Below are 24,242 nucleotides of genomic sequence, written 5' to 3'. Positions count from 1 at the left end.
GTCCCAGGGCTCCGGTGGCTCCGCGCGGGGCCCGGGGGCACGCGCGGAGGGGCCGACCGAGCCCCGCGTTCGCGCCGCACGCCCGGGTCGGGCGCGCGGCGCGGGGTGTCACGGCACGGCTGGGGAACCGCCGGGCACCACGGGCAGGCCGGCGGCCTTCCACGCGCGGAAGCCGCCCACCATGTCGGTGGCGGCCCGCAGCCCCAGTGTTCGCAGGTCGCGGGCGGCGAGGCTGGAGGCGTAGCCCTCGTTGCAGAAGACGACGACCGGGCGGTCGGCCACCACCCCCGGGAGCCGGTGCTGGCCCTCGGGGTCCAGCCGCCACTCCAGCACGATGCGTTCCACCACGACGGCCCCCGGGATCTCGCCCTCCGCCCGGCGGTTGGCCATCGGCCGGATGTCCACCAGCAACCCGCCTCCCGTGCGCAGGCGCTCGACCCGCGCCGGTTCCAACCGGTCCAGCCCGGCCCGGGCCGCCTTCAGGAACTCCTCGACGCTCAACGCCGGCTCATTTCCCGAGCACGCTGGCATGGACGGCGCGGAGGGGCGCGGGCGCGAGGACGCCGGGGGAGCGGCTCGGCTCCTCCGAGGCCGTCGACCGTCGTGCCGGCGCGGGGAGGGCCGCGATTCGGTCGGGGATGTCGGCCAGGCTCCGGTACTCGCGGGTGGGGACGAGCGGCGGTGAGTAGGCGTGGACGGTGACCGCGTCACGGGCGCCCGTGTTGCGCACCTGGTGCGCGCGCCCGGCCCCGAAGCCGAGGGCGTCCCCGACACGGCGGGTCGCGGCCCGTACCGGCCCCCTCGGGTACCGGTAGTCCTCCCGCACCTCCCCGGCGAGCACGGTGAAGGAGCCCGCCGCCCCGCCGTGGTCGTGGGGTTCGGTGCCCTGGCCCGGCATCCAGGTCAGCAGCCACACCTCCACGCCCTCGGTCAGCGCGAGCCGCGCCCACCAGCGTTGGGCCGGCACGTACCTGGCGAGGCGCAGCAGTGGGGCGGCCAGGTCGAGGGCCGTCGAGCGGGTGAGGTCGCGGAGTTCCCCCGCCGACCACCGGAGGCGGTCCGGGCGCAGGAGTCGCCGGAACGCCGGGACGTCCAACGCCTCGTGGACGTCGACCTCGCCGGGTGCGGGTGGTGTGGCGGCCGGGTGGGCCGTGCCGGTGCCGTTCGGGCTGGTGGCGTCTGGGCTGGTGGCGTCGATGACCGGGGTGGTGGCGGGGTCGGTGGGGGACGGATGCGGCCGGTTCGTGCTGGTGCCCCCCGCATTGGTCGGGGAGGGCGCGGCGGCTGTCGTGGTGGTCGGAGCGGACATGGCGGTACTCCTGGGGCTGGGCGTGGACGGGGCGCGAGGCAGACGCGACACACCGGCCGCGCTGTCCGCGCGGCAGCCGACGAACCCTGGTGCTGACCTCGGGAACGGGAGGAGGCGCGGTCCGGGGTGGACCACCCGGCGCGGGTGGGATGAGGAACCCGGACGCCCGAGCGACGAGTCGGGCGGTGGACGTCAGCCGGTGGGGCGCGTCCCCCTACACACCGCGGACGCGACCAGGAGCAGGTCGACGGGGCGGTCCCGCCACATCAGCTTGGCGCCGGTCACGCCCGCAGTCTTCCAGCGGGCGTGGACTCGGAACAGTGGTCGCGCCACGGCGCCCACCAGGCGGGAAATCTTCCCCTGAACAGGCGAATATCCGCTGGAAAGGGGGATGTTGCCTACCGGACGTCGCGCCATGCTCGCCTCGTCCTGGTCGAACGGGTGGGCAGTGCTGCGGTCGTGTCGTCGGATCGGGCGCGCGGAACCACTGCGTGTGGCGCGTATTCGTTGAGAGACCAGGCCGCGTTGCCGGAACTCGCACCCGGCGAGCGGGGGACGGGGTGCGGTCTCCGCGTCCGCGCCGGGCATCGCACTGCCGGCACGACGCCCACCGCGCTCACCCGTTCCGGTCCGAAGGCGGGTTCTGGGGATGGCGAGCGGCCCGCCGGTCGTGGTGGACGGCCCGGCGAGCACCTCGGTGTCGTGGCGGGTCGTCGCCTATCGCATCTCCCCGGACTGTTGCAAACGCGCGGTTACGCGGAAGCAGTGATGCGCGCCACGCTCACGCCGCCGTCCCAGGCCGAGTCCTGGGTACAGATCCGGCTAGCCCGACAACGTGTGTTGGAGACCGCGCGCTGCACGTTCGTCCTCGACGAAAGCGTTCTCGCGCGGCCGGCGGGACCCGCAATCATGGCTGAGCAGCTGACGCACATAGCGGAGGTAGCCGAGGCAGGTCGGGCCGCTGTGCACGTTCTGCCCTACACGGCTGGGCTGACCATCGCGCAGAACGGCGGCTGGTTCCTCATCACCCCGCGCAACGGCCGCCGCGTCGTGCACCTTGAGCACTACCGTGCTGCGGTCTTCGTCTTTGCGGAGGGCGACGTGGCGGCCTACGTCGCTGCGACGGATAACCTGATCTCCGCGTGCGCCGACCCCGCCGCCTCACTGGGGATGGTGCGGGAGTACGCAGCCCGACACGCAGCAGAGGAGCAGCCGTGATCAGCAATTGGCAGAAGTCGACGCGGTCCGGCCAGCAGACAGCCTGTGTCGAGGTGGGGTCAACGCCTGACCTGGTCGGCATCCGGGATACCAAGAACCGCGACGGCGGAACCCTCCTTGTCGACCCGTCCGCCTTCGCGGCCTTGGTCGACGCCGTCAAGGCGGACCGCCTGCGCTGACAGCCCTTACCAGCCCCCGACTCCGTGCCGGGGCTGTGTTGTGTTCCGAGGGGTTCTACTCCATCCGTGAGGATGCGGCGCAGCAGCACGATCGGCTTACGAGGTCGCGACGGCTAGTGTTGTGACTGCGAGTTTCGAGCATCTATGCGAGCGGATTCTGTCGGCGCGCTGGACCCCCCAACTCGTCGCGGGATCTGATCACAAGTCATGCGAACACTCACAGAGGAGCATCATGACCACGACCACACTGGCAGGCTGGCGGAAGTCACGCCGCAGCGACGCAAACTCCAATTGCGTTGAGATCGGCAGCGCGCCTGGCGTCGTTGGCATCCGCGACACGAAGAACCGCGCGGGTGGCACCCTCGTCGTCGACCGGCCGGTCTTCGCGGCGTTGGTCGATGCCGTCAAGGCTGATCGCCTTCGCTGACAGTCCCAGCAGCCCCCGACTCCGCGCGCAGCTCTGTCTCCCCGGCCACCCATCCGTGAGAACGTCCCCTGCATCGGGTCGGCTTGTGGGGTCGCGGCGGTAGTGCCGTGACTGCGACTCTTGATCCGTCGGCCTCGGTTGAGGTCGTCGAGAAGTGCCGTGCCAGGCACGCAGAGGAACAACGGTGTTCACGTGGCGGAAGCGATACGACACCAGGAGCACCATGAAGATCACGCCGCTGCGCGTAGACCTCATCCCACAGATCCTCGCGCTCATGGACCGCGGGGCGCCCTACGTCAGGGCGCGCACTGCCTCCGACTACTGGCTCTACGCCACCCTGTTCTCCTCCACATGCCCCACCGCCCTCATCAACGATGAACTCGTCGGAGCGGTCATCGCTTTTCGCAGCCAGGACGCCCCGAGCGAGGTCTACATCCAGGACGTCATGACCCATCCCGGCCACCGCCGAGCCGGCATCGCCCAGTCCCTGATCGGCCACGTCCGCGACCAGGCAACCGCCTGGAACTGCACACGGATCTACCTCACCTCCGAACCCGAGAACACGGCCGCACAGGCCACGTGGGAATCGATGGGCTTCTCCAACGCCGGCGGCGATCGCATCGTCAACGGGGTCCCCGTCATCGCCAACTTCAAGGGCCCCGGCAAGGACCGTGCCGTCTACCAGCTCTCGATCTGACCGGTTCAGGAGAACGTTGCTGTCAGGCTCACCACGCCGCGATCCCTCATCCGCACCGCGACCCCGACACGCCGCAGGCCGACCAGTCGTTGCGCGGAGGCAGTCCCCAACCAGCGGGTTGTACGAGGCCTCCGGTCCCCTTGGTGCCAGGGACGCGGAGGAGTAACCGTGTTCATGTGGCGGACGAGCACGCGCAGCGGCGTGCAGGCCAACTGCGTCGAGATCGGTACGGCAGCGAGCGTGGTCGTCGGCATCCGGGACACCAAGAACCGGGACGGCGGAACACTCCTCCTCCCCCGGACTGCCTTCGCCGCGTTGGTCGACGCCGTCAAGGCCGATCGTCTGCGCTGACAGTCCCAGCAGCCCCCCGACTCCGGGCCGGGGGGCTGTGCTGGTGCCCCGAGGGGTTCTCGTCCCATCCGTAGGAACACGGCGTGCGGCGCGGTCGCACGGAGAGGGCACCCCAACCCCCACATGTCGCCAGCGTGCCCGGCACCGGCGGACAACGCCGGAGCGGCACACGGGTGCGTGGGGCGGAGGAGGACCTCCGCCCCACGTGGACTACCGCCGGGTGCCGTGCCCGGAGTCGGGCTCTGAGCCGAGAGGGCCGAAGTCGAGCGGGGCACCCGCGGGCCCGACGTCCTCCGGACCACCAGGTCCGAACTCGCCCGGCCCCACGCCGGTCGGCCCGAACCCACCCGGCCCGAACCCGCCCGGCTCGAATCCGGCCGCCGGGGTGGCGCCGGGAACGGGACCCGGAGCAGTGGAGGGATGAGCGGCCGGCGGCGAGGTGTGCGGGGCGGGGGCCGCCCACCCGGCCGGCGGTGGCGCGGGAGCCGGTGACCACGAACCCGGTGGCGGCCCGCCGGCCTGGCCCGGGGGCGCGGCGGGTGCCGCCGGCTCCGCGCCGCGCCAACCGGGAGGCGCGCCGGGGATCGTTCCGGGAGGCCCGCTCGGGCGAGGCGCGCGCACCGGTGGGCCGGCGGGCACGCCGCTCCCGGGCTGGGGGATCCGCCGGGCAGGCCCCTGCCCGGGAGGGGCGGACCCGAACGACGAGCCCATCCCGCCGGCCGCGCCCCCCGCCGGGCCGGTCGACGCTGGTGCGGCGGCCGGTGCCCCGACGCCAGGCCCAGCCGCTCCCGCGCCCTGCGGGCTGACCCCAGGGGCACCGGAGCCCGCTCCCTGCGGGCTGACCGATGGGGCGTCGGAGGCGCCCTGCGGGCTGACCGACGGCGCGGACGGTTCGTACCGGTGGAAGGTGTGCGTCTCGTTGGCCCCCGCGTTCGGGGTCAGGTTCTGCACGTGCGGGACCTGGGAGGGCGCCTCACCGCCGCGCTGGAACGTGTGCGTCTCGTTGGACCCGGCGTCCGGGGTGAGGTTGGTGACCGCCGGCACCGGGGTGGACCGCGCTTCGTTGGCCGTCTGGTGCCAGCTGTTCGCCGCCGACGTGCCACCGCTCACCGCCGATCCCCCGGCACCGCTGAGGGAGTCCATGCTGAACGGGTTGTTGCCCTGGCGGACCTCGTTCAGCGCGTTGGAGGCGACCTTCTCGGCCGCGCCCCGGGCCATTCCCTCGGCCATCGCGTCGAAGCCGCCGGGCGCGGGGGTGTCGCCCTTCGGGAAGAGGGACCCGCTGGCCGAGCTGACCGCGCCGCTGACGACGCCCCCCGCCGCCGACTCGGTGATCCGGTCCGCGTCGAAGTTGCCCTGGAGGGCGTCGCCGAGCGCGGTCTTCGCACCGGCCTTGATGCCCTCGGTGATCGGCTTGCCCGCCGCGTCCAGGAGCTGGTTGGCCACCCCGTCCGTGGCGCCGCCCCCGCCGCCGGTGAGCTGCCCGGCGCCACCGCTGACGGCGTTCACGACCCCGTCGGCCGTCGCCTCGGCGGCCGCGGTCCCGGTCCGCCCCCAGTCCCACTCCTGCCGGTTGCCCTCGGCCATCTGGATCGACTGGATGACGACGTCGGGCAGCACCTTCTTCAGGTATGCCTTCGTCAGCTCCTTGACCAGCAGGATGAACAGCTGTTTGACGATCTCGCGGGTCGCCATCTGCGCGAGGGGGATACCGGCGGTGCTGCCGCCGAAGGTCCCGGCCGCCGCAGCGATCATGATCGCGATCTCGATCGCGAGGATGACCAGCTGGGCGATGATCATCATCTTGGTGTACTCGACGTTGAGCGCGCCCGCGTCGCACTTCTCCGCCAGTGCCCGGCAGATCTCCTCCAGCGTCGGCAGCCGCTCCTCGCCGCCACCGGTGTACTCCGTCCAGGCCGCGCGGATCGCCTCGGCGGTCTCGCCCTCCATCTGCGCGAGCACGGCGGTCGCGGCGGCGTCCCCGCTCGCGGCCACCTCCGCGACACCGTCGGCTGCCGTCATCCACGCCTGCGACAGCCGGCGCAGCGCCTCCTCGTCACCCTCCGGCCAGTTGGAGCCGACCACGATCGGCAGCAGCCACCGGCACTCCTCGGGGATCAGGTTGTCCCACTTGGACATGTCGAACTCCTAGGCCATCCGGTCGAAGTGGTCGGCTGATTCCTCGTCCATCTGGTCCCAGGTGTCGGCGGACGCGTCGATCTGCGTCCGCATCTCCCGGATCCCCTCGACGAGCGTCCCGAAGTACTCGACGACGGCCGGGGCGGTCGGGGCGTACTCCTGGGCGAAGGCCTGGCCGGACTCGTCGGCGCCCCAGCAGTCGCCCTCGGCGTCGATCGCGGCTCGCAGGGTGGTGAGGACGTCCTCCAGCTGCGCTGCCGTGCTTTCGAACTTCGTGTTCTCCGTCCGGATCTCGGCGGTCCGGACCTCGTACCCGCCGCTCACCAGCGGCCTCCCCGCATGACGGAGCCGCCGGTGTCGTCCTCGTCATCGTCCTCGGGCCTGCCGCGCGAGGTGAGGGGCGCGCCGCCGACGTTCGGTGGAACTCCTCCTCGGCTGGTCGAGGGGCTGGGCGCGGGGCCGCCCTCGGCCCGCTCGGCGCGCTCCGGCGGTGGTTCGGGCAGCGTCCCGGGGGTCCGCAGGGACGGGGCCCCCTCCACCAGGTCCGGCAGGTCGGGGACACCCCGGTGCAGCGGCGCGAACAGGTCGCTCACCTGCTGCCGCACCTGGTCGCCGGCCTGCTGGATCACCTCGGTCAGCGTGCGGGAGAGCTTCTCGGGTGTGCTCCTGCTGAAGGCGGTCGGGGCCAGGACGATCTGTTCCACGGTCCCGGTCGAGCCGACCCGCACCGTCACCAGCCCGTCCCGCGAGGTGACCTCCGCGTTCGCCTGGGCGGCCTGTTCCTGGACCTCCCTGATCTCCTCCTGTTTTTGGCGGAAAGTGCTCAGGAGGGAATCCATCGTCTGACGCATCGCGGAATTGCGCGCCTCCAGGTTCGCGATGTTGTTCCCGTGGTTTTCCACACGGCGTCCTTTCCGTCGTTCGTGGTGACCTGGTGGGCAGGTCGTGCCTGTTCCTGGCCCGTGACCTGCTGGTCCGGTGATCCTGTTCGTGTGCCGGAATCCAGCGCTCCGTGCGTCGAGTCGACGACGTGTCCGGTGCGGTGGCCGTTTTTTTCCGGGGTCGTGTTTCGCGGCGGTCGTTCTCGGGTGGGACGTGGTTCGTCCGACACCCGTTCCGCGTTGTTCCCATTTCTCGCGGCGCGGTCGCCCGGCTCCGTTCCGTGACCGCGACTCCGGGTGCCACCCCGTGGCGGGTGGCCGCTCTTCGTGGGGAGGGCGGGGGAGGCGTGCTGGTGCGGCGTCCCCGTCGCTGGCCGTCGCCGGCTCCTGGCGCGGGGGTGGAGCGGTCCGGTGCCGTCGGGCCCGCGCGCCTGGCCCGGCGGGGGCACCGGGGGCCGCGCCGGTGCGGCGGCGTGTCGGGGCGGCTACCTGGAGCAGTGGGGCACCCGATCGGGAAGTGCGCTGGCCCCGGCCGTCACAATGGGTGGGTGACCGACCGGGGCTTGCAGGGCGCGACGAACGTAGGGCCGCGGCAGCGCGGCGAGGACAGCGACGCCGAGGCGGTGGACGTGACCGACCTCGTGATCCGGATGGACGGGGTCGGGGTGCGGCGCAACCGCAACGACCTGCTGTCCGGGGTGGACTGGAGCGTCGAACTCGACGAGCGGTGGGTGGTCCTCGGGCCGAACGGCGCGGGCAAGACCACGCTGATCAGGCTGGCCGGGGCGGAGATGCACCCGTCCAGCGGCACGGTCCACCTGTTGGAGGAGCGGCTGGGCGGAGTGGACGTCTTCGAGCTGCGACCGAGGATCGGCGTGTGCTCGGCGGCGACCGCGCAGCGGGTTCCCGGCGAGGAGATCGTCCGGGACGTGGTCGTGAGCGCCAGCTACGCCGTCATCGGGCGGTGGCGCGAGCGGTACGACGAGCTCGACACCGGTCGGGCGGAGGAGCTGTTGGCCGCGCTCGGCGTCGGGCACCTCGCCGACCGCCCGTTCGGCACCCTCTCGGAGGGGGAGCGCAAGCGGACCCTGATCGCCAGGGCGCTGATGGCCGACCCGGAGCTGTTGCTGCTCGACGAGCCGGCGGCCGGCCTCGACCTGGGCGGCCGGGAGGACCTGGTCGCGCGGCTGAGCCAGCTCGCCCTCGACCCGGACGCCCCCGCGATGGTGCTCGTCACCCACCACGTGGAGGAGATCCCGCCCGGGTTCACCCACGCGATGCTGCTGCGGGACGGCGCGGTGGTCGCGCAGGGACTGCTCGACGAGGTCCTCACCGAGGAGAACCTGAGCGCGACCTTCGGGCAGGACCTGAGCCTCGAACGGTCCGGCGACCGGTTCTTCGCCCGCCGCCGGGGCTGAGCGAGGACGAGCCGGTGGGACGACGGCGCGCCGCCGTCCCACCCCGGTCGGCCGGTCAGCCCTCCGTCCCCTCCCAGGGGCGCGCGAACTCGGGCATCGTCGGTGTGAAGCGGTAGGCGTCGCGCTGGCCCAGCAGGTGGTCGAGGGCCGGCCGGGCCGGGGCGGCCGGTGGGGCCGTGTCGCCACCGGCTCCGGCCCCGCTGGGCACGTCGGGTTCGGGAGCGGACGTCGGGCGGTGGGCGGGGAGCGGGGCCGCCGGGGCGGGAGGACGGGCGTCCTGGACCTGGTCGTCCGCCGGCCGGGGCGGGGCGACCGGTTCCGGGGCCGGCGGTTGCGGAGCCGGTTCCGGCGGGGCCACCGGCTCCGGTTCCGAGGGTTCTCCGCCGCAGTTCCCGCTCACCAGGGTCACGTACTCCGGGAAGTACTTGTAGGTCACCGGTTCGTCGTCGAAGCGGATCGGAACCGGGACGCCGTCGTGCCGTTGTTCGAAATGCAGGTGGAACTGGCCGGCGGAGCCCACATCACCCACCTCGCCGATCGGATCGCCGGACCGCACGACGCTGCCGGTCCGCGCCATCGAGGCCGTCCGCATGTGGACGTACCGGGTGGACCACCCGTCCCCGTGGTCCAGGACCAGGTACGAGGACCCGTCGCCGTACACGCCGTTCTCGGCGACCGTCCCGGCCCTGGCGGCCACGACCTGCCGGCCGTCCGGCGGGCTGCCCTGACCGAAGTCCAGTTGCGCGTCCGGGTAGGCGTGCCCGGTGTGGGTGTAGGCCCGCCAGGTCTCCCCGCACGGGAAGGGGAGGTGGAAGAGCGGGTGGGGGGCGGACACGGCGCGTGCCCCGCCGTCGACGGCCGGTGCGGTGGGTGCCGTCGCGAGGCCGGCGACGACGGCGGCGGAGGCCGCCAGGATTCCCATCCGTCTTCTCGTGCTCCCACGGCCCGAACAGTTTTCTGGGTTCATCGATCAGTCCTTCTCAGCAGGAGGTGCCGTGCAGGAAGTCGATATGGCGCCAGTCGGCTGTGCTGGAATTCCGCGTCAACCAGTCTGCGAGCAGCGTGTTCCGCGCGCCACGCCGGAGCACGCGTGAGTGAGCGGCGGAATTCGACCGTTCGGGCCGGGGAATTGCGGTTCCGTGGGGGACGTGCGCTCGACACGGGGATAACGGGGCGGTCCGGCGGTGGGGACCGACGCCCGACGGATTCGCCGGACCGCCGATCGAGGGGGGACCGCCGAATCCCCGGGCGTCGGCCCGGAATCCCGAGTCGCCCGCCACCGCGTCCCGCGCCCGCCGGCCCCGACCGTGCCGCCCCTCCACCCGGTGGTCGCCGGGGGCCACGAACGCTCTACCGCACGGTAACCTTCGTCCCGGCGGGGGCCGGAGATCGGACGGCCCAGGGCTCGTGAGGAGGACACTGGCGTGGGTGAGTTCGTCACACTGGAGGCCACTGCCGGGGTGGGGACCATCCGGCTGCACCGCCCACCGCTCAACGCCCTGAACAGGGTGCTCCAGCGGGAGTTGCGCACCGCCGCCGAGGACGCCTCGGAACGCTCCGACGTCCGGGCCGTGGTCGTGTACGGCGGGGAGAAGGTCTTCGCCGCCGGCGCGGACATCAAGGAGATGATCGACTCCGGGTACGCGGAGGCGTTGGCTGGGCAGCGGAACCTCGCCGCCGCGCTCGACGCGGTGGCCGCCATCCCCAAGCCCACGGTCGCCGCCGTCACCGGGTACGCGCTGGGCGGCGGGCTGGAACTGGCGCTGTGCTGCGACCACCGCATCGCCGGCGACAACGTGAGGGTCGGCCTGCCCGAGGTCCTGCTCGGGGTCATCCCCGGTGGGGGCGGGACCCAGCGGCTGGCGCGCCTCGTCGGCCCGGCCCGCGCCAAGGACCTGATCTACACCGGCCGCTACGTCGACGCGACGGAGGCCAGGGAGATGGGACTGGTCGACCGGGTCGTCGGGGCCGACGAGGTCCACGCGCGGGCGGTGGAGTGGGCCGGCCAGTTCGCGACCGGGCCGGCCGTCGCCCTCGCCGCCGCCAAGGCCGCGATCGACGGTGGCCTCGACGGCGACCTCGACAGCGGGCTCCGCCTGGAGGGCCAGTTGTTCGCCGGGCTCTTCACGACGGAGGACCAGAAGACCGGAATGCGTTCCTTCGTCGAGAACGGGCCGGGCAAGGCCGTCTTCGACGGCAAGTGACCCGCCCGCGCGGGACGACCAGGGAGGTCGACGTGACCGATCAGCTCACCGGCGAACCGGACGCCCAGCAACCCCGTCCCCACCCGCACGCCAGCGCGGAGGAGGTTGACGCGGCCTGGAACGACCCGAAGCTCGCCAACGTGCTGTACCACGACTGGGAGGCGGCCAGCTACGACGACAAGTGGTCGATCTCCTACGACCAGCGCTGCATCGACTACGCGGTCTCCCGCTTCCGGGCCGTGGCCGGTGACGTCGGTCGCCCCTACCCGACGGCGCTGGAACTGGGGAGCGGCACCGGCTTCTTCCTGCTCAACCTGATGCAGGGCGGCGTCATCGAACGCGGCTCGGTCACCGACCTGTCCCCGGGGATGGTCGAGGCGGCGCTGGCCAACGCCGACCGGCTGGGGCTGGACGTCGACGGCCGGGTGGGGGACGCCGAACGCATCCCCTACCCCGACGACAGCGTCGACCTCGTCGTCGGCCACGCCGTCCTGCACCACATCCCGGACGTCCGGGCGGCCATGCGGGAGGTCCTGCGGGTGCTCCGCCCTGGCGGCCGTTTCGTGTTCGCCGGCGACCCGACCCGCATCGGCGACTTCTACGCGCGGAGGCTGGGACGGGCCACCTGGTGGCTGACCACCAACCTGACCCGGCTGCCCGCGTTGCGGGACTGGCGCCGGCCGCAGCGGGAGCTCGACGAGTCCTCCCGCGCCGCCGCGCTGGAGGCGGTCGTGGACCTCCACACCTTCGATCCCACCGAGTTGGAGCGGACCGCGCTGGCGGCGGGCGCGGTCGACGTCCGCGCCAGCACCGACGAGTTCACCGCCGCCCTCTTCGGGTGGCCGGTGCGGACCTTCGAGGCCGCCGTGCCCCCCGGCAAACTCGGGTGGGACTGGGCGATGTTCGCCTACCGGACCTGGCAGCGGCTCAGCCGCTTCGACGAACGGGTGCTCGCGAGGGTCCTGCCCCGGGAACTCTTCTACAACGTGTCCGTGACGGGGGTGAAGCCGGACCGGCCCGTCCGGTTGCGCGGGTGAGCGCCCCCCGGCGCGGCACCGCCCGCCGCCCGCCGCACCCGTTCCACCGCCGGTGGGGCACCGAACGCTGATGGGTTACACCTTCACCCTCGACGACGTGCGGTTCCTGGCCTGCGAACGGGGGCGGGCCGCGCTCGCCGCGCTCGCCGACCGCCCGCTCACGGCGGCCACCCGGCTGGCGGACGTCGCCGCGGCCAGGTCGCTGGTCGGGGACGACCGGGCCGCCGCGCTGCTCGAGACCGCCGTGCTGCGCCGCCGGGCCGCCGGGCGGCTGCGGTGGGCGGACGACTGGCTGTTCACCGAGGACGCCGTCCAACAGGCCACCGCCACCGTCGTGGCCGAACACCGCGCCCGCCGGCTCGCCGACCGCGACGTGCACGACCTGACCTGTTCGGTCGGTGCGGACCTCGTGCCCCTGGCCGCGTCGGCGCGCCGCTGCCTCGGCAGTGACCTCGACCCGGTGCGCCTGGCGATGGCCGCCCACAACGCGGCCGTGGCCGGGGTGGCACCGCTGCTCGTCAGGGCCGACGCCGTGCGCCCGGTCAGCCGGAACGCGGTGCTGCTCGCCGACCCGGCGAGGCGGGAGGCCGGTGGCCGCCGCACCTGGCGCCCCGAGGAGCTGGCACCGCCGCTCCCGGAGCTGGTCGCCGCGGCCCGGGGCCGCGACCTCGTGGTCAAGGCGGCCCCGGGGCTGGACCCCGACCTGGTGCCGTGGGCCAGGGAGGTGGAGCTCGTCTCCCTCGACGGCGGGGTGCGGGAGGCCGCCCTGTGGTCCGAGGGGCTGGCGACACCGGGCGTGCGCCGCCGCGCGAGCGTCCTCGGCGGCGACGGGAGCGCCTGGGAGCTGACCGACGCCGATCCGGACGAATGCCCCGTCCGGGAACCGGGGGAGTGGCTGGTCGACCCGGACGGCGCGGTGGTGCGGGCCGGACTGGTCCGCCACTACGCCGCCCGGCACGGCCTCGGCCAACTCGACCCCCGGATCGCCTACCTGACCGGGGACCGGCCGCCCCAGGGGGTGCGGGCGTTCCGGGTGCTGGAGCACGGCCGCTACGGCGAGCGGACCCTGCGCGCCCGGCTGCGCGAACGGGAGGTCGGGCGGTTGGAGATCCTCACCAGAGGGGTGTCCGTGGACCCCGACGCCCTGCGGAAGCGGTTGCGGCTCCGAGGCCCGGCGGAGGCGACGGCGGTGCTCACCCGGATCGGGGATACCCCGGTGGCCTTCCTGTGCGAGGCCGAACGCACCTGACGCCGCTCCCGGTCGACCGGCCCTCCTACCGTTCCCGCCGGCACTGGCAGGCCCAGGCCACCAGCCAGCCCGTCTCGGCGACGGCGTCCAGCAGGTAGACGGGGGAGATGCGACCGCGGCGCACGTAGACGAGGTCCACGGCGAGCAGGGTCGCGGCGGTGCCCACCCCGAGGATCCGCGCCTGGCGGTGGCTCTCCCGGCTCCGCCCCGTCCGCAGCTGCCCGAGTCCCGCGACGACCAGCAGCCCACCGGTGGTGTACTGCAACCAGTCGTCGACCTTCCTCGGGCCGAAGACACTCTCGAAGCTCCTGATGCTCACCAGCGGCCACAGGCCGCCGAGCAGGGTGAACGCGCCCTGGCACCGGGCGAGCCCCCGAGGGCCGATACGCATCCTGGACCCCTTTCCGCTGGTCGTGACTCGGTGGTCCCGGAGACCTCCACCCGGGGCGGCCCCGGGGGGACCCGTGTCCGGGCACGTCCGCCGGTTGGGGAGTGCCCCGGAGGAGCCGATCAAGTCCTCCGACCCGCCCCCGGTGCTCGCCCCGCCGGGCTCGTGGCCCCCTGGGGAGGTTGGGGCGGCGGAGGCCGGCGCGTATCTTCCGCTGGGTGAGCGCGCTCTGGGAGTCCCTGGTGTCGATCCGGTCGTGGTTCCGCCGCGACCCGGAGCAGGCGAGGTTCCTGACCCGGGAATCCCTCCGCTGGGTGATCCGGAACCGGGCCTTCACCCCGTGGTACCTGGTGCGCTACCTGCGGCTCCTCCGCCTCCGGGTGAGCCGACCGCAGGTCGTCCTGCGCGGCATGGTGTTCCTCGACCGGGGGGTCAGCATCGAGTGCCGCGCGGGCCACGGGCGGTTGGAGCTCGGGCGCTGGGTGCACGTCGGCGCGGGGACGGCCGTGCGGTGCCACGAGGGTTCCCTGCGGATCGGGGACAAGGCCGTCCTCGCCCAGCGGGTGACGGTGAACTGCTACCTCGACGTGGAGATCGGGGCCGCCTCGCTGGTCGCCGACGGGGTGTACGTCTGCGACTTCGACCACGTCACCACCGACCCGCACCGCCCCATCAAGGACCAGGGCATCGTGAAGACCCCGGTGCGGGTGGGGGAGGACTGCTGGCTGGGGACGAAGGCCACCGTCCTGCGGGGCAGCCGGATCGGCCGGGGGTCGGTGGTGGGGGCCAACGCGGTCGTCCGGGGCGAGCTCCCGCCCTACGCGGTCGCCGCCGGGATCCCCGCCCGGGTGGTGCGTCGCCGGGTCCCGGACGGGCCGGCAGGCGGTGGCGACGAGGCCACCGGCGGTTCGGCCGGTGGTGGCGCCGAGGGCACTGGCGGTTCGGCCGCCGGCGGGGCCGGGGCCGAGGGCGTCGCGGGGACACCGGTCGCGGGCTGACCGACCGGACCGGGCTCCCCGAGGGCGGGCCCGCCGGCTGGTGGCCGACGCCGCGCCACTCCGTCGAGGTGGGAGTCCGCGCTGGCCCCAGGCGGCGTGTGGCGGGGCGCGCCCGGCCTGCCCCGTCCCGGGCCGGTCAGGCCCGGCGCCGAACACGTTGCCCGAGGGGATCTTCGGACGTCCCAGCACGGTGGCGGGGCGCTGGCTGGCGCCCTCGTACTCGCGGGCGGTGTCCGCCGCGATGCGGTCCCAGTCGAAGTCGGTGGCCAGGCGGGCGAACGCGGCGTCCGCTCGCTGGCGCGCGGCGGCCGGGTCGTCGAGGACCTGGCGGACCGCCTCGGCCAGCCGGGGGATGTCCCCGGGTGGGAAGGAGACGCCGGTGCTCCCGTCCCGGACCACCTCGGCGAGGCCGCCGGCGGTGGAGGTGACCAGCGGCACGCGGGCGGCCGCCGCTTCGAGGGCGACGATCCCGAAGGGCTCGTACCGGCTGGGGAAGACGGCGGCGTCGGCGGTGGACAGCACGGCCGCCAGCTGTTCGTCGGGGAGGTGCCCGACGAACCGGACGGCCTCGGCCACCTCGTGCCGCTGGGAGTCGGCCACGAGCTCGGTCGCGTGCCGGCCGCTGCCCGCCACGACGAGCGTGGTGCCCGGGTGGTGGCGGCGGATCTCGGGCAGCGCGGCGATGAGGTCCTGCACGCCCTTCTCCCACTCCAGTCGTCCGAAGAAGACCAGGGTGGCCGGTCGCGCCCGCCCGGCGGCGCCCGTCGGGACCGGGGAACCGGCGCCGTCGGGTGCGGGGAGGGCGGTTCGGGTGCCGGGGCGACTCGGGTGGCGGGGGGCCGCTGGCCGCCGGTGTCGTCACGCGACGCGCCAGCACCGCCGGTCGCGGGGACCGGAGGCGGGGCAGCCGCGAGGGCCGCCGTTCCCGGCCGCCCGGTCCAGCGGTGCGAGTCGATGCCGTTGTGGAGGACCACGACCCGCTCGGCGTCCACGTCGAACAGGTGGGTGACCTCGCGGCGCATCGCGGCCGAGCAGGTGATCAGCAGGTCCGCCCTGTTCGCCAGCCACCACTCGACCGAGTGCACCTGCTGGTTCAGGCTGTGCGAGAGCCAGCCGCTGTGCCGGCCGGCCTCGGTGGCGTGCAGGGTCGCCACCAGCGGGACGTCGGCGGCGTCGGCCAGTGCGGTGGCGGCGTGCGCCACGAGCCAGTCGTGGGCGTGCACGACCCTCGGCCGCCAGTCCCGGAGCAGGCGCATGCCCTCCCGGACCATCGAGTGGCCCATCGCCAGGGTCCAGGCGACCAGGTCCCGTTCGAAGGTCAGGTGGGGTGGGTCCTCCGCGACGCGCAGCACCCGCACCCCCTCCCGCCGCTCCTCGACGGTGGGGTGGGTGGTCGCGTCGCTGCCCGCCGGATGCCGGGCGAGCACCACCACCTCGTGTCCCTGCCGGGCCAGGCGGGTGGCCAGCGCGTGCACGTGCCGCCCCAGACCGCCGACCACGACCGGGGGGTACTCCCACGACAGCATCAAGACCCGCACCCGCTGATCCTCCCACCGGCGTCCGGTCCGTCGCGGACCGCGTGGAGGGTCGTCTGGTCGGCCGACGCCCGGTCAGGGTGGTGGATCAGCCCGTCAGGCCCACCACCGACGGCGGGAACGACCTCACGGAACGGTCGGCGGCGCCCAGGTCGCGGGCGTCGAGGTGGCCGAAGGGGCCGTCGTGTCCCCGCAGCCGCTCGGCGAGGCGCGTCGCCTCGGCCCGGTCGCCGCGCTCGACGAGGTCGGCCAGCCGGTGGAAGTGCCCGGCGTGTTCGTGGGCCCGGTGGAGGGCGTAGTCGGCTGCGGAGTCGCCGGTGACCATGAAGGCCCAGTCGCTGGAGACCGCCAGCAGCGCCTCCCTGTCCAGTTGGTCCAGCACCGGGTCGCGGTAGGGGGTGCGGTGCCGGTCGCTGAGGTCGACCAGCCGCCGTTCGACCTCCCGGTTGGCGGCGGCCAGGTCGGCGACGCGGTCGCCGTTCCACACCCGCCAGTCCCGGCCGACGCCCCAGGAGCAGGGCGGCGGCTGGATGGCCGGCCCCGGTTCGTCCTCGGCCACCACCTCGCCCAGCGTGCGCACCCGCACCCCCGCCTCCGGCAGCGCCCGCAGCACCCCCTCCAACCACTGGGGGCCCTCGTGCCACCAGTGCCCGAACAGTTCGGTGTCGAACGCCGCCACCAGGGTCGCGGGCCGACCCGTGGCCTCGGCCTGGCGGAGCAGCCGGTCCCGCACCGAGGTCACGAAGTCGTCGACGTGCTCGCCGACCCGGTGGAGGGCGCGCGCCGGGTCGTAGGGGAGCTTGTCCTCCGGGGCGACGTCCCGCCCGGTGACCCTGGCCGGTTTCAGACCGGACGGGTGGTCGAAGGTGTGGAAGTCCCGGTAGTCGGCGTGCCCGGGGTATCCGTCGTCCGACCACACCCGCAGCGACAGCTCGGTGTCCCTGGCGAAGGCGACGACCTCGGAGTCCCCGAGCAGCCGCACCGGGATGTCGTCCCCCGCGAGGTCCGGCAGCGCGGCGCCCTCTACCACGAGGTGGGTGACGCCCTCGGCGGCGTAGTCGTGCTCCATGCCCGGCGCGTAACCGCACTCGGGCGCCCAGATCCCGCCCGGCGTCCCGCCCAGCCGGTGCCGGCCGTCGGCCAACCCCACCCGCAGCGCGTGACGTCGCAGCCGGCGACCCAGCAACGGTTGGAAGGGGTGGGTGGCCGGCCCGCCCAGCACCTCCAGCGCCCCGGCCGAGCGCAACCCGGCCAGGACCGGGCTGGCGCCGTGCCGCCACCGCGACTCGAAGCGGTCCAGCGCCCACGCCGAGCGCCGGTACTCGGCGGCGGCCACCTCCCGCAGCGCCGGGTCGTGGCCGCGCCAGCGGCCGGCGGCGTACTGGGCGCGGAGTTGCCAGTTCCCCAGCCAGGAGTGGAACTCGCGGAGGCAGTGCGGGTCGTCGAGCTGCGCGGCGAGCACGGGGGTGACCCCGAGCGAGAGCAGGCCGCGCCGCCCCTCCTCGGCGAGGCGCGTGACGACGTCGAGCACGGGGAGGTAGCTGGCGGCCCAGGCCTGGTGCAGCCACTCCTCGCCCACGGGCCAGCGCCCGTGGTGGGCCAGCCACGGGAGGTGGCTGTGCAGGACCAGGCAGACACTGCCGATCGGCTGCCGCGCGGTCGTACTCATCGGGTCACCGTACCGGCAGAAGATCACCGGCCCGGCCCGGTCGACCGGCGGGGTGGTGACGGCACCCGGAACGAGGCAGTGAGCACCGTCACGTCTGGTGGCGTGCCGCTCGTCACCGCGAGAAGCTACCGGTGAGTAACATGAGTGGTGTTGATGTCCACCAGGTGACGGACAGTGCCACTGTGCCAGGGGGGTGCCGACCTGGCAGGGTCATGCCAACTGATCCGCCGTGCGCGAACACCCCGTGACCCGCAGGAGGTCGATGGAGACCATGAACATCGTCGTGTTGATCAAGCAGGTGCCCGACACCTGGTCCGAGCGGAAGCTGACGGACACCGACCACACCCTCGACCGCGACGCGGCGGACGCCGTCATCGACGAGATCAACGAGCGTGCCGTCGAGGAGGCGCTGCTGCTCAAGGAGGCCCACGGCGGCAAGGTCACCGTCGTCTCCATGGGCCCCGACCGGGCGACAGATGCCATCCGCAAGGCGCTGTCGATGGGCGCCGACGAGGCCGTCCACATCAGTGACGCCGCCCTCCACGGCTCGGACACCATCCAGACGGCCAAGGTGCTCGCCTCGGCGATCCGGACGATCGAGGGCGTGGACCTCGTCGTCGCGGGCAACGAGGCCACCGACGGCCGGGCCGGCGCCATCCCCGCCATGCTCGCCGAACTCCTCGGGCTGCCGCAGCTCACCCACGCCCGCCGGGTCGAGGTCGAGGGCACCGAGGTCCGGGTGGAGCGGGAGACCGAGGACGGCATCACCCACCTCGCCGCCGAACTGCCCGCCGTGGTCAGCGTCGGCGAGAAGATCAACGAACCGCGCTACCCCTCGTTCAAGGGGATCATGGCGGCCAAGAAGAAGCCGGTGACCACCCTCGGTCTCGGCGACCTCGGCATCGACCCCTCCGAGGTCGGGCTGGCCGCCGCGTTCACCTCGGTGGTCGAGTCGGCACCCAAGCCCCCGCGCGGCGCCGGAGAGCGCGTCGAGGACCAGGGCGACGGTGGCGTGCGCATCGTCGAGTACCTGGCAGCGCAGAAGCTCGTCTGACCCAACGAGGAGAGGAAGGCAGTCATGTCCGAAGTCCTGGTCCTCGTGGACCACGTCGACGGTGCCGTGAGGAAGTCCACCCTGGAACTGCTCACCGCCGCCCGCCGGCTCGGTGAGCCCTCGGCCGTGGTGGTCGGCGCCCCCGGCACCTCGGCGAAGATCAGGGAGAGCCTGGCCGGCCACGGCGCCGCCAAGGTGTACGTCGTCGAGTCGGACACCGCCACCGACCTGCTCGTCACGCCGCAGGTCGACGCGCTCGCCCTGCTGGCCGAGCGGACCTCCCCGGCGGCGGTGCTCGTCAGCGCCACCGCCGAGGGCAAGGAGATCGCCGGCCGGGTCGCGCTGCGCACCGGATCGGGGTGGTTGGTCGACGTCGACGACATCGCGGCCGACGGCGTCGCCACCCAGTCGGTGTTCGGCGGCGCCTACGTGGTGAAGTCGAAGGTGACCACCGGCACGCCGGTCATCACCGTGCGACCCGGCGCGATCGACGCCGAGGCGGCCGAGGGGGCGGCGACCGAGGAAGCGGTCGAGGTGCCCGTGGCGGAGGCCTCCAAGCCGGTCCGGGTGACCGGACGCGAACCCGTGGTCGCCGGTGACCGCCCCGAACTCTCCGAGGCGTCGGTCGTCGTCTCGGGTGGGCGCGGTGTGGGCAGCGCCGACAGCTTCTCGGTGGTCGAGGAACTCGCCGACGCCCTCGGCGGCGCCGTCGGAGCCTCCCGGGCGGCGGTCGACTCGGGCTACTACCCCGGCCAGTTCCAGGTCGGCCAGACCGGGAAGACCGTGTCGCCCCAGCTGTACGTGGCGCTCGGCATCTCCGGGGCCATCCAGCACCGGGCCGGCATGCAGACCTCCAAGACGATCGTGGCCGTGAACAAGGACCCGGAGGCGCCGATCTTCGAGATCGCCGACTTCGGCGTGGTCGGCGACCTGTTCACCGTGGCGCCGCAGCTGTCGCAGGAGGTCGCCAAGCGGCGCGGCTGACGCCCGCCGCTCGGTGACGAGCACCCCGGTGGCCCCGGTCGGCGTCCCGCCGCCCGGGGCCACGTCGTGCGCACGCGGTCGGTGCTTCCCGCTCCCGCCCCGCTCGCCGGGGAACGGGCGCTCACGACGTGAGCCCACCCCGAGCCGGGCGAACGCCCCTCGGCTCGTCCTGCCACGGATGTCATCGAGTCCGTACTGACCGGGGACGGGTGGGCGCCTTTCGCGGCTCCGGTGTCGGTGTCGGCTGATCCGGGCGGGCGCGTAGGAGGAGGTGAGCCCAGCGGACGATTAACCTTGTAATAGGCCTAAGGGCGTCGTGGTCGCATAGCGCGCATAGTGCCGTCAGCTCTGGGTCATCAGTCTGTAGGCGGCCTGAAGTTCCCGAGCCTGCGGCATCCGGCGAGCCTCGGCCGCGCGCACGACTTCGGCAGCCCGCCAGAAGTTGGAGGGCACGACGCTGCCCGTACGCATCGCGGTCAGCGCGGAGTCGGCCGCCGAGTCGACCTCTCCAGTCTTCACCTGCACCAAAGCCAGATCCAGGTAGGCACTGGCGAGTCTCCTGGGCCATCGGCCTGACTCACCAGCTTTCGGTGTCAACTGGTCGATCACATGCTCAGCGTGTCCCGCTGCTGCCGGATCTCCCAGCCACGACAGGGTGGTCGCGGTGTAGGCGCGGCGTTTCGTTCCGTCGTACCGGTAATGGTGTTCCCGTTCGTCCGCGTCGAGCGTCGGCAGATCAGCAGCTAGGGAGTTCACGGAGTCGACGGCGTGGTAGGTACTCTCGGAATCACCGAGGCGCGCGAGCACGCGGCCCTGCTGGGCGGTGGCCTGGACATGAATCGACGAACCGACCGGAGCGAGGTACCGCGCGGCCTTCGTGAGGTCGTAGGCGCGACGTAGTTGGCCGGCAGTGAGCTGACGCCAGGCCTCGGTCTCCGCCGCCCATGCCCGGATCTCGTCATGACCAGCGTGTCTCGCCAGTGACGCTGCCGCACGGAGTCTGGCCGTGGCCGCGTCGTGTTGGTTCAGGTCGATGTGGATCGTCGCGGCCAGCAGGGAGTACCAGGCCCCGGCAACGACCAGCCGCCGGTGTGCGGACAGCGAGAGTTTGGGGCCGTCCAGCAGTTCGGACACGTACCCGAGGTGACTGGTGACCTGAGGTAGCAGCAGCGACGGAGCGGCGGACGAATAGGCGATGGCCATCTGGTCGAACCCCTCCTCCAACTGCTGGAGAGTGCTGTCGCCAACATCGGAGGCTTCGACGCGGCGGGCGAGTTCGATCGCGGCGAGCGCATCACCAGCGCCACCGTCGACCTGGTTGAGGGCCATTGCGGGTGCGGCGGTGCGTAGTGCGTCTCCCAGGACTTCGGCGAGTGCTTCCACGACATCAGGACTTGGCTGCGAGCGCCCGGATTCGTAACGACTGAGAGCGGATTGCCCGACGTGCACACGGCGTGCTAGTTCGGTCTGTGTCCAGCCTCGTTCTTGGCGCAGGCGCCGCAACATCCGTCCGAAGTCGGGCATGATTCCCTCTTCTCCCCGGAATCGTCCCCGCCGGTGCCTCCACCTGGTCGCGTGTAGCGGTCACGTTGGGCGGGGATTCGCGAACAGGCTACCCACGGGGGAGCGGAGCGAAAGAAGCTCGTCCAGGTTCCATCGCGCGGTTCATGAAGCAGGCCGGACTTCGACTCTTGCCGTTCCTGATGGCTCGGGCGGGCGTTCCGCTCGTGCTCCGTTCGTGCTCCGCCCTGGTTCACGCCCGCCGGTGCCAGTCCGCGCAGCCGGTCAGTTCGGCCGACTGCGGTAACGGGCCGGCGGGCGAGCGGAGGCCGGGTCGGGTGAGGTCACACGCTCGGCCGGCCACGGGTTGTCCCCCTCCTCGGGGGTGCGGGTTGCCTCGCCGCATCCGGCGACATCGAGGAGCGGTGTCTGCCGACCGAGAGGGTGAGGTGCCCGACAGACTCGGAAGATGAATCATCACGCCCGAGCAACGTTGTTTCCCCCAACCCAGTCGGCGGCCCCAGTCCGGTTCCGCGTCGGGCGGGGGCCGTCCCACCCTCGGTGGGTGACCCGCCTCGCCCCCGTCGGCCGTCGCGTGCCTGCCGAGCGGCCCGCGACCCCCGTTAGGCTGGGTCAACGATGGCCTACCTCGACCACGCCGCGACGACCCCGATGCGACCGGGCGCGGTGTCCACCATGAGCGCGGCGCTGCTGACCCTGGGCAACGCCTCGTCGCTGCACGCCTCCGGTCGTCGGGCCCGCCGCACCGTGGAGGAGTCCCGGGAGGCGATCGCGGACGCCCTCGGCGCCCGCCCCTCCGAGGTGATCTTCACCGGCGGTGGGACGGAGAGCGACAACCTCGCGGTCAAGGGGATCTTCCACGCGCGCCGCGCGGCGGACCCCCGCCGGCGCCGCATCCTGGCCTCCGCCGTCGAACACCACGCCGTGCTCGACGCCGTGCAGTGGTTGGCCGACCACGAGGGCGCCGACGTCACCTGGCTGCCCGTCGACCCGACCGGGCGGGTGCACGCCGAGGTCCTGGCCGAGGCCATCGCCGAGGACCCGGACGCGGTGGCCCTGGCCACCGTCATGTGGGCCAACAACGAGATCGGCACGGTCAACCCCGTCCCCGACCTCGCCAGGACCGCCGCCGCGCACGGGATCCCGCTGCACACCGACGCCGTGCAGGCGGTCGGAGCCGTCCCGGTCGACTTCACGGCCAGCGGGGCGAACGCCCTCACCCTGACCGGGCACAAGGTCGGGGGCCCCGCCGGCGTGGGCGTGCTCCTCCTCGACCGGCAGACCTCGTGTACCCCGCTGTTGCACGGAGGAGGGCAGGAACGGGACGTCCGCTCCGGGACCCTCGACGTCCCGGCGATCAGCGCCCTGGCCGTGGCGGTCCGGGAGGCGGTCGGCGAACAGCGGGAACAGGCCGCCCGGCTCGCGGCCCTGCGGGACGACCTGGTCGCCGCCGTGCGCGCCGCCGTCCCCGACGCGGTGCTCAACGGGGACGGCGACGGCCCCGCCACCGGGCCCCACCCGGGGCGGCTGCCGGGGCTGGCACACTTCACCTTCCCGGGCTGCGAGGGCGACAGCCTCCTGATGCTCCTCGACGCGAAGGGCATCGAGTGCTCCACGGGCTCGGCCTGCACGGCCGGCGTCGCCCAGGCCAGCCACGTGCTGCTCGCCGTGGGCGCCGACCCGGCCACCGCGCGGGGCTCCCTGCGCTTCTCGCTGGGGCACACCTCCACGGCCGAGGACATCGCCGCGGTGCGGGAGGCGATCGGGCCCGTGGTGGCCCGGGCGCGCAGCGCGGGCCTGGCCGGGGCGCGGCGGCGCGGCGGACGGACACTGCGAACTTCGGCGGAGGTGTGAACCTTGCGAGTCCTGGCGGCGATGAGTGGGGGAGTGGACTCGGCGGTGGCCGCGGCGAGGGCGGTCGCGGCCGGCCACGACGTGGTCGGCGTGCACCTGGCGCTCTCCGCCAAACCCGGCACCCTCCGCACCGGGGCCAGGGGGTGCTGCACCATCGAGGACTCCCGCGACGCGCGCCGCGCGGCTGACCTCCTCGGCATCCCCTTCTACGTCTGGGACTTCGCCGAGCGGTTCCGCGAGGACGTCATCGACGACTTCGTCGCCGAGTACGAGGCCGGGCGGACCCCGAACCCGTGCATGCGGTGCAACGAACGCATCAAGTTCGAGGCCCTGCTGGAGAAGGCGTTGGCCCTCGGTTTCGACGCGGTCTGCACCGGCCACTACGCCAGGATCGCGCCCACCGCCGACGGGGCGGGCGTCGAGCTGCGCCGGGCGGTGGACCCGGACAAGGACCAGTCGTACGTCCTGGCCTCCCTCCGCCCCGACCAGCTGCGGCACGCGCTGTTCCCGGTCGGGGACACGCGGAAGCCGGACATCCGCGCCGAGGCCGAACGGCAGGACCTCGCCGTGGCCAGGAAACCGGACAGCCACGACATCTGCTTCATCCCCGACGGCGACACCCGGGCGTTCCTCGACGCCCGGGTCGGCAACCGCTCGGGTGACCTCGTGGACGACGAGACGGGGGAGGTGCTGGGCCAGCACGGCGGGGTGCACGGCTTCACCGTCGGGCAGCGCAAGGGCCTGGGGCTCGACCGCCCCTCGGCCGACGGGCGCCCGCGTTACGTGCTCTCGCTCGAACCCGTGTCCGGCACCGTCCGGGTCGGCGCCTCCGAACGGCTGGCCGTGACGGAGATCGTCGCCGACGACGCGGTGTGGCCGACGGGGCGGCCGCTGGACGGGCTGGTCGAGTGCGTCGTGCAGATCCGGGCGCACGGCGGCGTCGCCCCGGCGGTGGCCGAACGGGACGGGGACCGCGTGCGGATCAGGCTGCGGGACAGCGTCCGGGGGGTGGCTCCCGGGCAGGTCGCCGTCCTGTACCGGCCGGACGCGGACGCCGGTGACCTGGTGCTGGGGGCGGGCCGCATCAGCGCCACTTCCTGAGGTCACCCCGCCGGGCGCTGGGACGGGAC

The 24,242-nt window shown here is 73.5% G+C and carries 23 protein-coding genes and 1 pseudogene; 14 read left to right on the top strand and 10 right to left on the bottom strand.

Annotation, left to right across the window (positions count from 1 at the left end):
* Window positions 1-108: 108 nt before the first annotated feature.
* Together G443_RS11990 and G443_RS11985 are read right to left on the bottom strand one after the other, a co-directional pair.
* Window positions 109-501, bottom strand: coding sequence for a rhodanese-like domain-containing protein (locus G443_RS11990; RefSeq protein WP_026417180.1), 393 nt, complete (start codon window positions 499-501; stop codon window positions 109-111).
* A gap of 7 nt (window positions 502-508) precedes the next feature.
* Window positions 509-1,309 (bottom strand): cysteine dioxygenase, encoded by an 801-nt coding sequence (locus tag G443_RS11985; RefSeq protein ID WP_081715191.1) that lies wholly within the window; start codon window positions 1,307-1,309, stop codon window positions 509-511.
* A 306-nt stretch (window positions 1,310-1,615) separates the two neighbouring features.
* On the opposite strand from G443_RS11985, the gene G443_RS25020 reads away from it, so the two are divergent.
* From G443_RS25020 to G443_RS11960, 5 genes are all read left to right on the top strand, one after another.
* The gene (locus G443_RS25020) at window positions 1,616-2,527 is read left to right on the top strand and encodes a DUF5753 domain-containing protein (protein WP_308208850.1); all 912 of its coding nucleotides are present in this window, start codon (window positions 1,616-1,618) and stop codon (window positions 2,525-2,527) included.
* A complete protein-coding gene (locus tag G443_RS11975) occupies window positions 2,524-2,706 on the top strand; it encodes a DUF397 domain-containing protein (protein ID WP_026417179.1) in 183 nt (60 codons plus the stop codon). The genes G443_RS25020 and G443_RS11975 overlap by 4 nt, the downstream gene beginning before the upstream one ends.
* A gap of 232 nt (window positions 2,707-2,938) precedes the next feature.
* Window positions 2,939-3,133: a DUF397 domain-containing protein gene (locus tag G443_RS11970; RefSeq protein ID WP_035291266.1), complete on the top strand. Its 195-nt coding sequence runs from the start codon at window positions 2,939-2,941 to the stop codon at window positions 3,131-3,133.
* Window positions 3,134-3,407: 274 nt separating this feature from the next.
* Window positions 3,408-3,830, top strand: coding sequence for a GNAT family N-acetyltransferase (locus G443_RS11965; protein ID WP_245588662.1), 423 nt, complete (start codon window positions 3,408-3,410; stop codon window positions 3,828-3,830).
* Window positions 3,831-4,004: 174 nt separating this feature from the next.
* Window positions 4,005-4,181 (top strand): DUF397 domain-containing protein, encoded by a 177-nt coding sequence (locus G443_RS11960; protein ID WP_085944817.1) that lies wholly within the window; start codon window positions 4,005-4,007, stop codon window positions 4,179-4,181.
* Window positions 4,182-4,391: 210 nt separating this feature from the next.
* Here G443_RS11960 and G443_RS11955 read toward each other — a convergent pair whose 3' ends face one another.
* The 3 genes from G443_RS11955 to G443_RS11945 are packed head-to-tail and all read right to left on the bottom strand — an operon-like array spanning window position 4,392 to window position 7,222.
* The gene (locus G443_RS11955) at window positions 4,392-6,320 is read right to left on the bottom strand and encodes a WXG100-like domain-containing protein (RefSeq protein ID WP_051313263.1); all 1,929 of its coding nucleotides are present in this window, start codon (window positions 6,318-6,320) and stop codon (window positions 4,392-4,394) included.
* A 9-nt stretch (window positions 6,321-6,329) separates the two neighbouring features.
* Complete coding sequence (locus tag G443_RS11950; protein ID WP_035273165.1) at window positions 6,330-6,644, bottom strand: WXG100 family type VII secretion target; 315 nt, start codon at window positions 6,642-6,644, stop codon at window positions 6,330-6,332.
* Complete coding sequence (locus G443_RS11945; protein WP_016699946.1) at window positions 6,641-7,222, bottom strand: YbaB/EbfC family nucleoid-associated protein; 582 nt, start codon at window positions 7,220-7,222, stop codon at window positions 6,641-6,643. Before G443_RS11945 ends, G443_RS11950 begins: the two co-directional genes overlap by 4 nt.
* Before the next feature lie 629 nt (window positions 7,223-7,851).
* Between G443_RS11945 and G443_RS11940 the strand changes: the two genes are divergently transcribed.
* Window positions 7,852-8,619 carry an ABC transporter ATP-binding protein gene (locus tag G443_RS11940; RefSeq protein ID WP_051313430.1) on the top strand — a complete coding sequence of 256 codons (768 nt, stop codon included), beginning with the start codon at window positions 7,852-7,854 and terminating at the stop codon, window positions 8,617-8,619.
* 55 nt (window positions 8,620-8,674) lie between these two features.
* Here the strand turns inward: G443_RS11940 and G443_RS25015 are convergent, their stop codons facing one another.
* On the bottom strand, window positions 8,675-9,541 hold the full coding sequence (locus G443_RS25015) for a murein hydrolase activator EnvC family protein (RefSeq protein WP_026417178.1): 867 nt from the start codon (window positions 9,539-9,541) through the stop codon (window positions 8,675-8,677).
* Window positions 9,542-10,043: 502 nt separating this feature from the next.
* On the opposite strand from G443_RS25015, the gene G443_RS11925 reads away from it, so the two are divergent.
* The 3 genes from G443_RS11925 to G443_RS11915 all read left to right on the top strand — a co-directional run bounded on the left by G443_RS11925 (window position 10,044) and on the right by G443_RS11915 (window position 13,109).
* Window positions 10,044-10,823 carry an enoyl-CoA hydratase/isomerase family protein gene (locus G443_RS11925; RefSeq protein WP_026417177.1) on the top strand — a complete coding sequence of 260 codons (780 nt, stop codon included), beginning with the start codon at window positions 10,044-10,046 and terminating at the stop codon, window positions 10,821-10,823.
* Between the two features lie 32 nt (window positions 10,824-10,855).
* Window positions 10,856-11,860 (top strand): class I SAM-dependent methyltransferase, encoded by a 1,005-nt coding sequence (locus G443_RS11920; RefSeq protein ID WP_051313427.1) that lies wholly within the window; start codon window positions 10,856-10,858, stop codon window positions 11,858-11,860.
* A 70-nt stretch (window positions 11,861-11,930) separates the two neighbouring features.
* Window positions 11,931-13,109 carry a THUMP-like domain-containing protein gene (locus tag G443_RS11915; protein WP_026417176.1) on the top strand — a complete coding sequence of 393 codons (1,179 nt, stop codon included), beginning with the start codon at window positions 11,931-11,933 and terminating at the stop codon, window positions 13,107-13,109.
* Between the two features lie 25 nt (window positions 13,110-13,134).
* Here the strand turns inward: G443_RS11915 and G443_RS11910 are convergent, their stop codons facing one another.
* On the bottom strand, window positions 13,135-13,500 hold the full coding sequence (locus tag G443_RS11910; protein ID WP_026417175.1) for a hypothetical protein: 366 nt from the start codon (window positions 13,498-13,500) through the stop codon (window positions 13,135-13,137).
* A 215-nt stretch (window positions 13,501-13,715) separates the two neighbouring features.
* Here G443_RS11910 and G443_RS11905 point away from each other — a divergent pair, with 215 nt between their 5' ends.
* Complete coding sequence (locus G443_RS11905) at window positions 13,716-14,495, top strand: acyltransferase (RefSeq protein ID WP_026417174.1); 780 nt, start codon at window positions 13,716-13,718, stop codon at window positions 14,493-14,495.
* Window positions 14,496-14,645: 150 nt separating this feature from the next.
* On the opposite strand, the pseudogene G443_RS11900 reads toward G443_RS11905, so the two are convergent.
* A pseudogene (locus tag G443_RS11900) lies at window positions 14,646-16,033 on the bottom strand (glycosyltransferase family 4 protein); the annotation flags it as partial.
* An 85-nt stretch (window positions 16,034-16,118) separates the two neighbouring features.
* On the bottom strand, window positions 16,119-17,699 hold the full coding sequence (locus G443_RS11895; protein WP_051313425.1) for a 1,4-alpha-glucan branching protein domain-containing protein: 1,581 nt from the start codon (window positions 17,697-17,699) through the stop codon (window positions 16,119-16,121).
* A gap of 271 nt (window positions 17,700-17,970) precedes the next feature.
* Between G443_RS11895 and G443_RS11890 the strand changes: the two genes are divergently transcribed.
* Together G443_RS11890 and G443_RS11885 are read left to right on the top strand one after the other, a co-directional pair.
* Window positions 17,971-18,753, top strand: coding sequence for an electron transfer flavoprotein subunit beta/FixA family protein (locus tag G443_RS11890; RefSeq protein ID WP_026417172.1), 783 nt, complete (start codon window positions 17,971-17,973; stop codon window positions 18,751-18,753).
* Between the two features lie 24 nt (window positions 18,754-18,777).
* Window positions 18,778-19,737 carry an electron transfer flavoprotein subunit alpha/FixB family protein gene (locus tag G443_RS11885; RefSeq protein WP_026417171.1) on the top strand — a complete coding sequence of 320 codons (960 nt, stop codon included), beginning with the start codon at window positions 18,778-18,780 and terminating at the stop codon, window positions 19,735-19,737.
* A gap of 342 nt (window positions 19,738-20,079) precedes the next feature.
* On the opposite strand, the gene G443_RS11880 is transcribed toward G443_RS11885, so the two are convergent.
* On the bottom strand, window positions 20,080-21,243 hold the full coding sequence (locus G443_RS11880) for a helix-turn-helix domain-containing protein (protein WP_245588687.1): 1,164 nt from the start codon (window positions 21,241-21,243) through the stop codon (window positions 20,080-20,082).
* Between the two features lie 633 nt (window positions 21,244-21,876).
* Between G443_RS11880 and G443_RS11875 the strand changes: the two genes are divergently transcribed.
* Entirely contained in the window at window positions 21,877-23,112 is a 1,236-nt protein-coding gene (locus G443_RS11875) for a cysteine desulfurase family protein (RefSeq protein ID WP_026417169.1), read from the top strand.
* A 3-nt stretch (window positions 23,113-23,115) separates the two neighbouring features.
* Window positions 23,116-24,213: a tRNA 2-thiouridine(34) synthase MnmA gene (gene mnmA, locus G443_RS11870; protein ID WP_026417168.1), complete on the top strand. Its 1,098-nt coding sequence runs from the start codon at window positions 23,116-23,118 to the stop codon at window positions 24,211-24,213.
* The last annotated feature ends 29 nt before the right edge of the window (window positions 24,214-24,242 follow it).

The sequence above is a fragment of the Actinoalloteichus caeruleus DSM 43889 genome, assembly GCF_000429185.2.
Taxonomy (GTDB): domain Bacteria; phylum Actinomycetota; class Actinomycetes; order Mycobacteriales; family Pseudonocardiaceae; genus Actinoalloteichus_B; species Actinoalloteichus_B caeruleus.
This window is presented reverse-complemented; position numbering and strand designations above follow the sequence as displayed.

Bases quoted from the DNA above. Each gene is read 5' to 3' on its own strand.
- G443_RS11915 (WP_026417176.1), top strand. From the start codon at position 11,931: ATGGGTTACACCTTCACCCTCGACGACGTGCGGTTCCTGGCCTGCGAA.
- G443_RS11985 (WP_081715191.1), bottom strand. From the start codon at position 1,309: ATGTCCGCTCCGACCACCACGACAGCCGCCGCGCCCTCCCCGACCAAT.
- G443_RS11895 (WP_051313425.1), bottom strand. From the start codon at position 17,699: ATGAGTACGACCGCGCGGCAGCCGATCGGCAGTGTCTGCCTGGTCCTG.
- G443_RS11880 (WP_245588687.1), bottom strand. From the start codon at position 21,243: ATGTTGCGGCGCCTGCGCCAAGAACGAGGCTGGACACAGACCGAACTA.
- G443_RS11970 (WP_035291266.1), top strand. From the start codon at position 2,939: ATGACCACGACCACACTGGCAGGCTGGCGGAAGTCACGCCGCAGCGAC.
- G443_RS11875 (WP_026417169.1), top strand. From the start codon at position 21,877: ATGGCCTACCTCGACCACGCCGCGACGACCCCGATGCGACCGGGCGCG.
- G443_RS11885 (WP_026417171.1), top strand. From the start codon at position 18,778: ATGTCCGAAGTCCTGGTCCTCGTGGACCACGTCGACGGTGCCGTGAGG.
- G443_RS11965 (WP_245588662.1), top strand. From the start codon at position 3,408: ATGGACCGCGGGGCGCCCTACGTCAGGGCGCGCACTGCCTCCGACTAC.
- G443_RS11940 (WP_051313430.1), top strand. From the start codon at position 7,852: ATGGACGGGGTCGGGGTGCGGCGCAACCGCAACGACCTGCTGTCCGGG.
- G443_RS11960 (WP_085944817.1), top strand. From the start codon at position 4,005: ATGTGGCGGACGAGCACGCGCAGCGGCGTGCAGGCCAACTGCGTCGAG.
- G443_RS11955 (WP_051313263.1), bottom strand. From the start codon at position 6,320: ATGTCCAAGTGGGACAACCTGATCCCCGAGGAGTGCCGGTGGCTGCTG.
- G443_RS25015 (WP_026417178.1), bottom strand. From the start codon at position 9,541: ATGGGAATCCTGGCGGCCTCCGCCGCCGTCGTCGCCGGCCTCGCGACG.
- G443_RS11910 (WP_026417175.1), bottom strand. From the start codon at position 13,500: ATGCGTATCGGCCCTCGGGGGCTCGCCCGGTGCCAGGGCGCGTTCACC.
- G443_RS11890 (WP_026417172.1), top strand. From the start codon at position 17,971: ATGAACATCGTCGTGTTGATCAAGCAGGTGCCCGACACCTGGTCCGAG.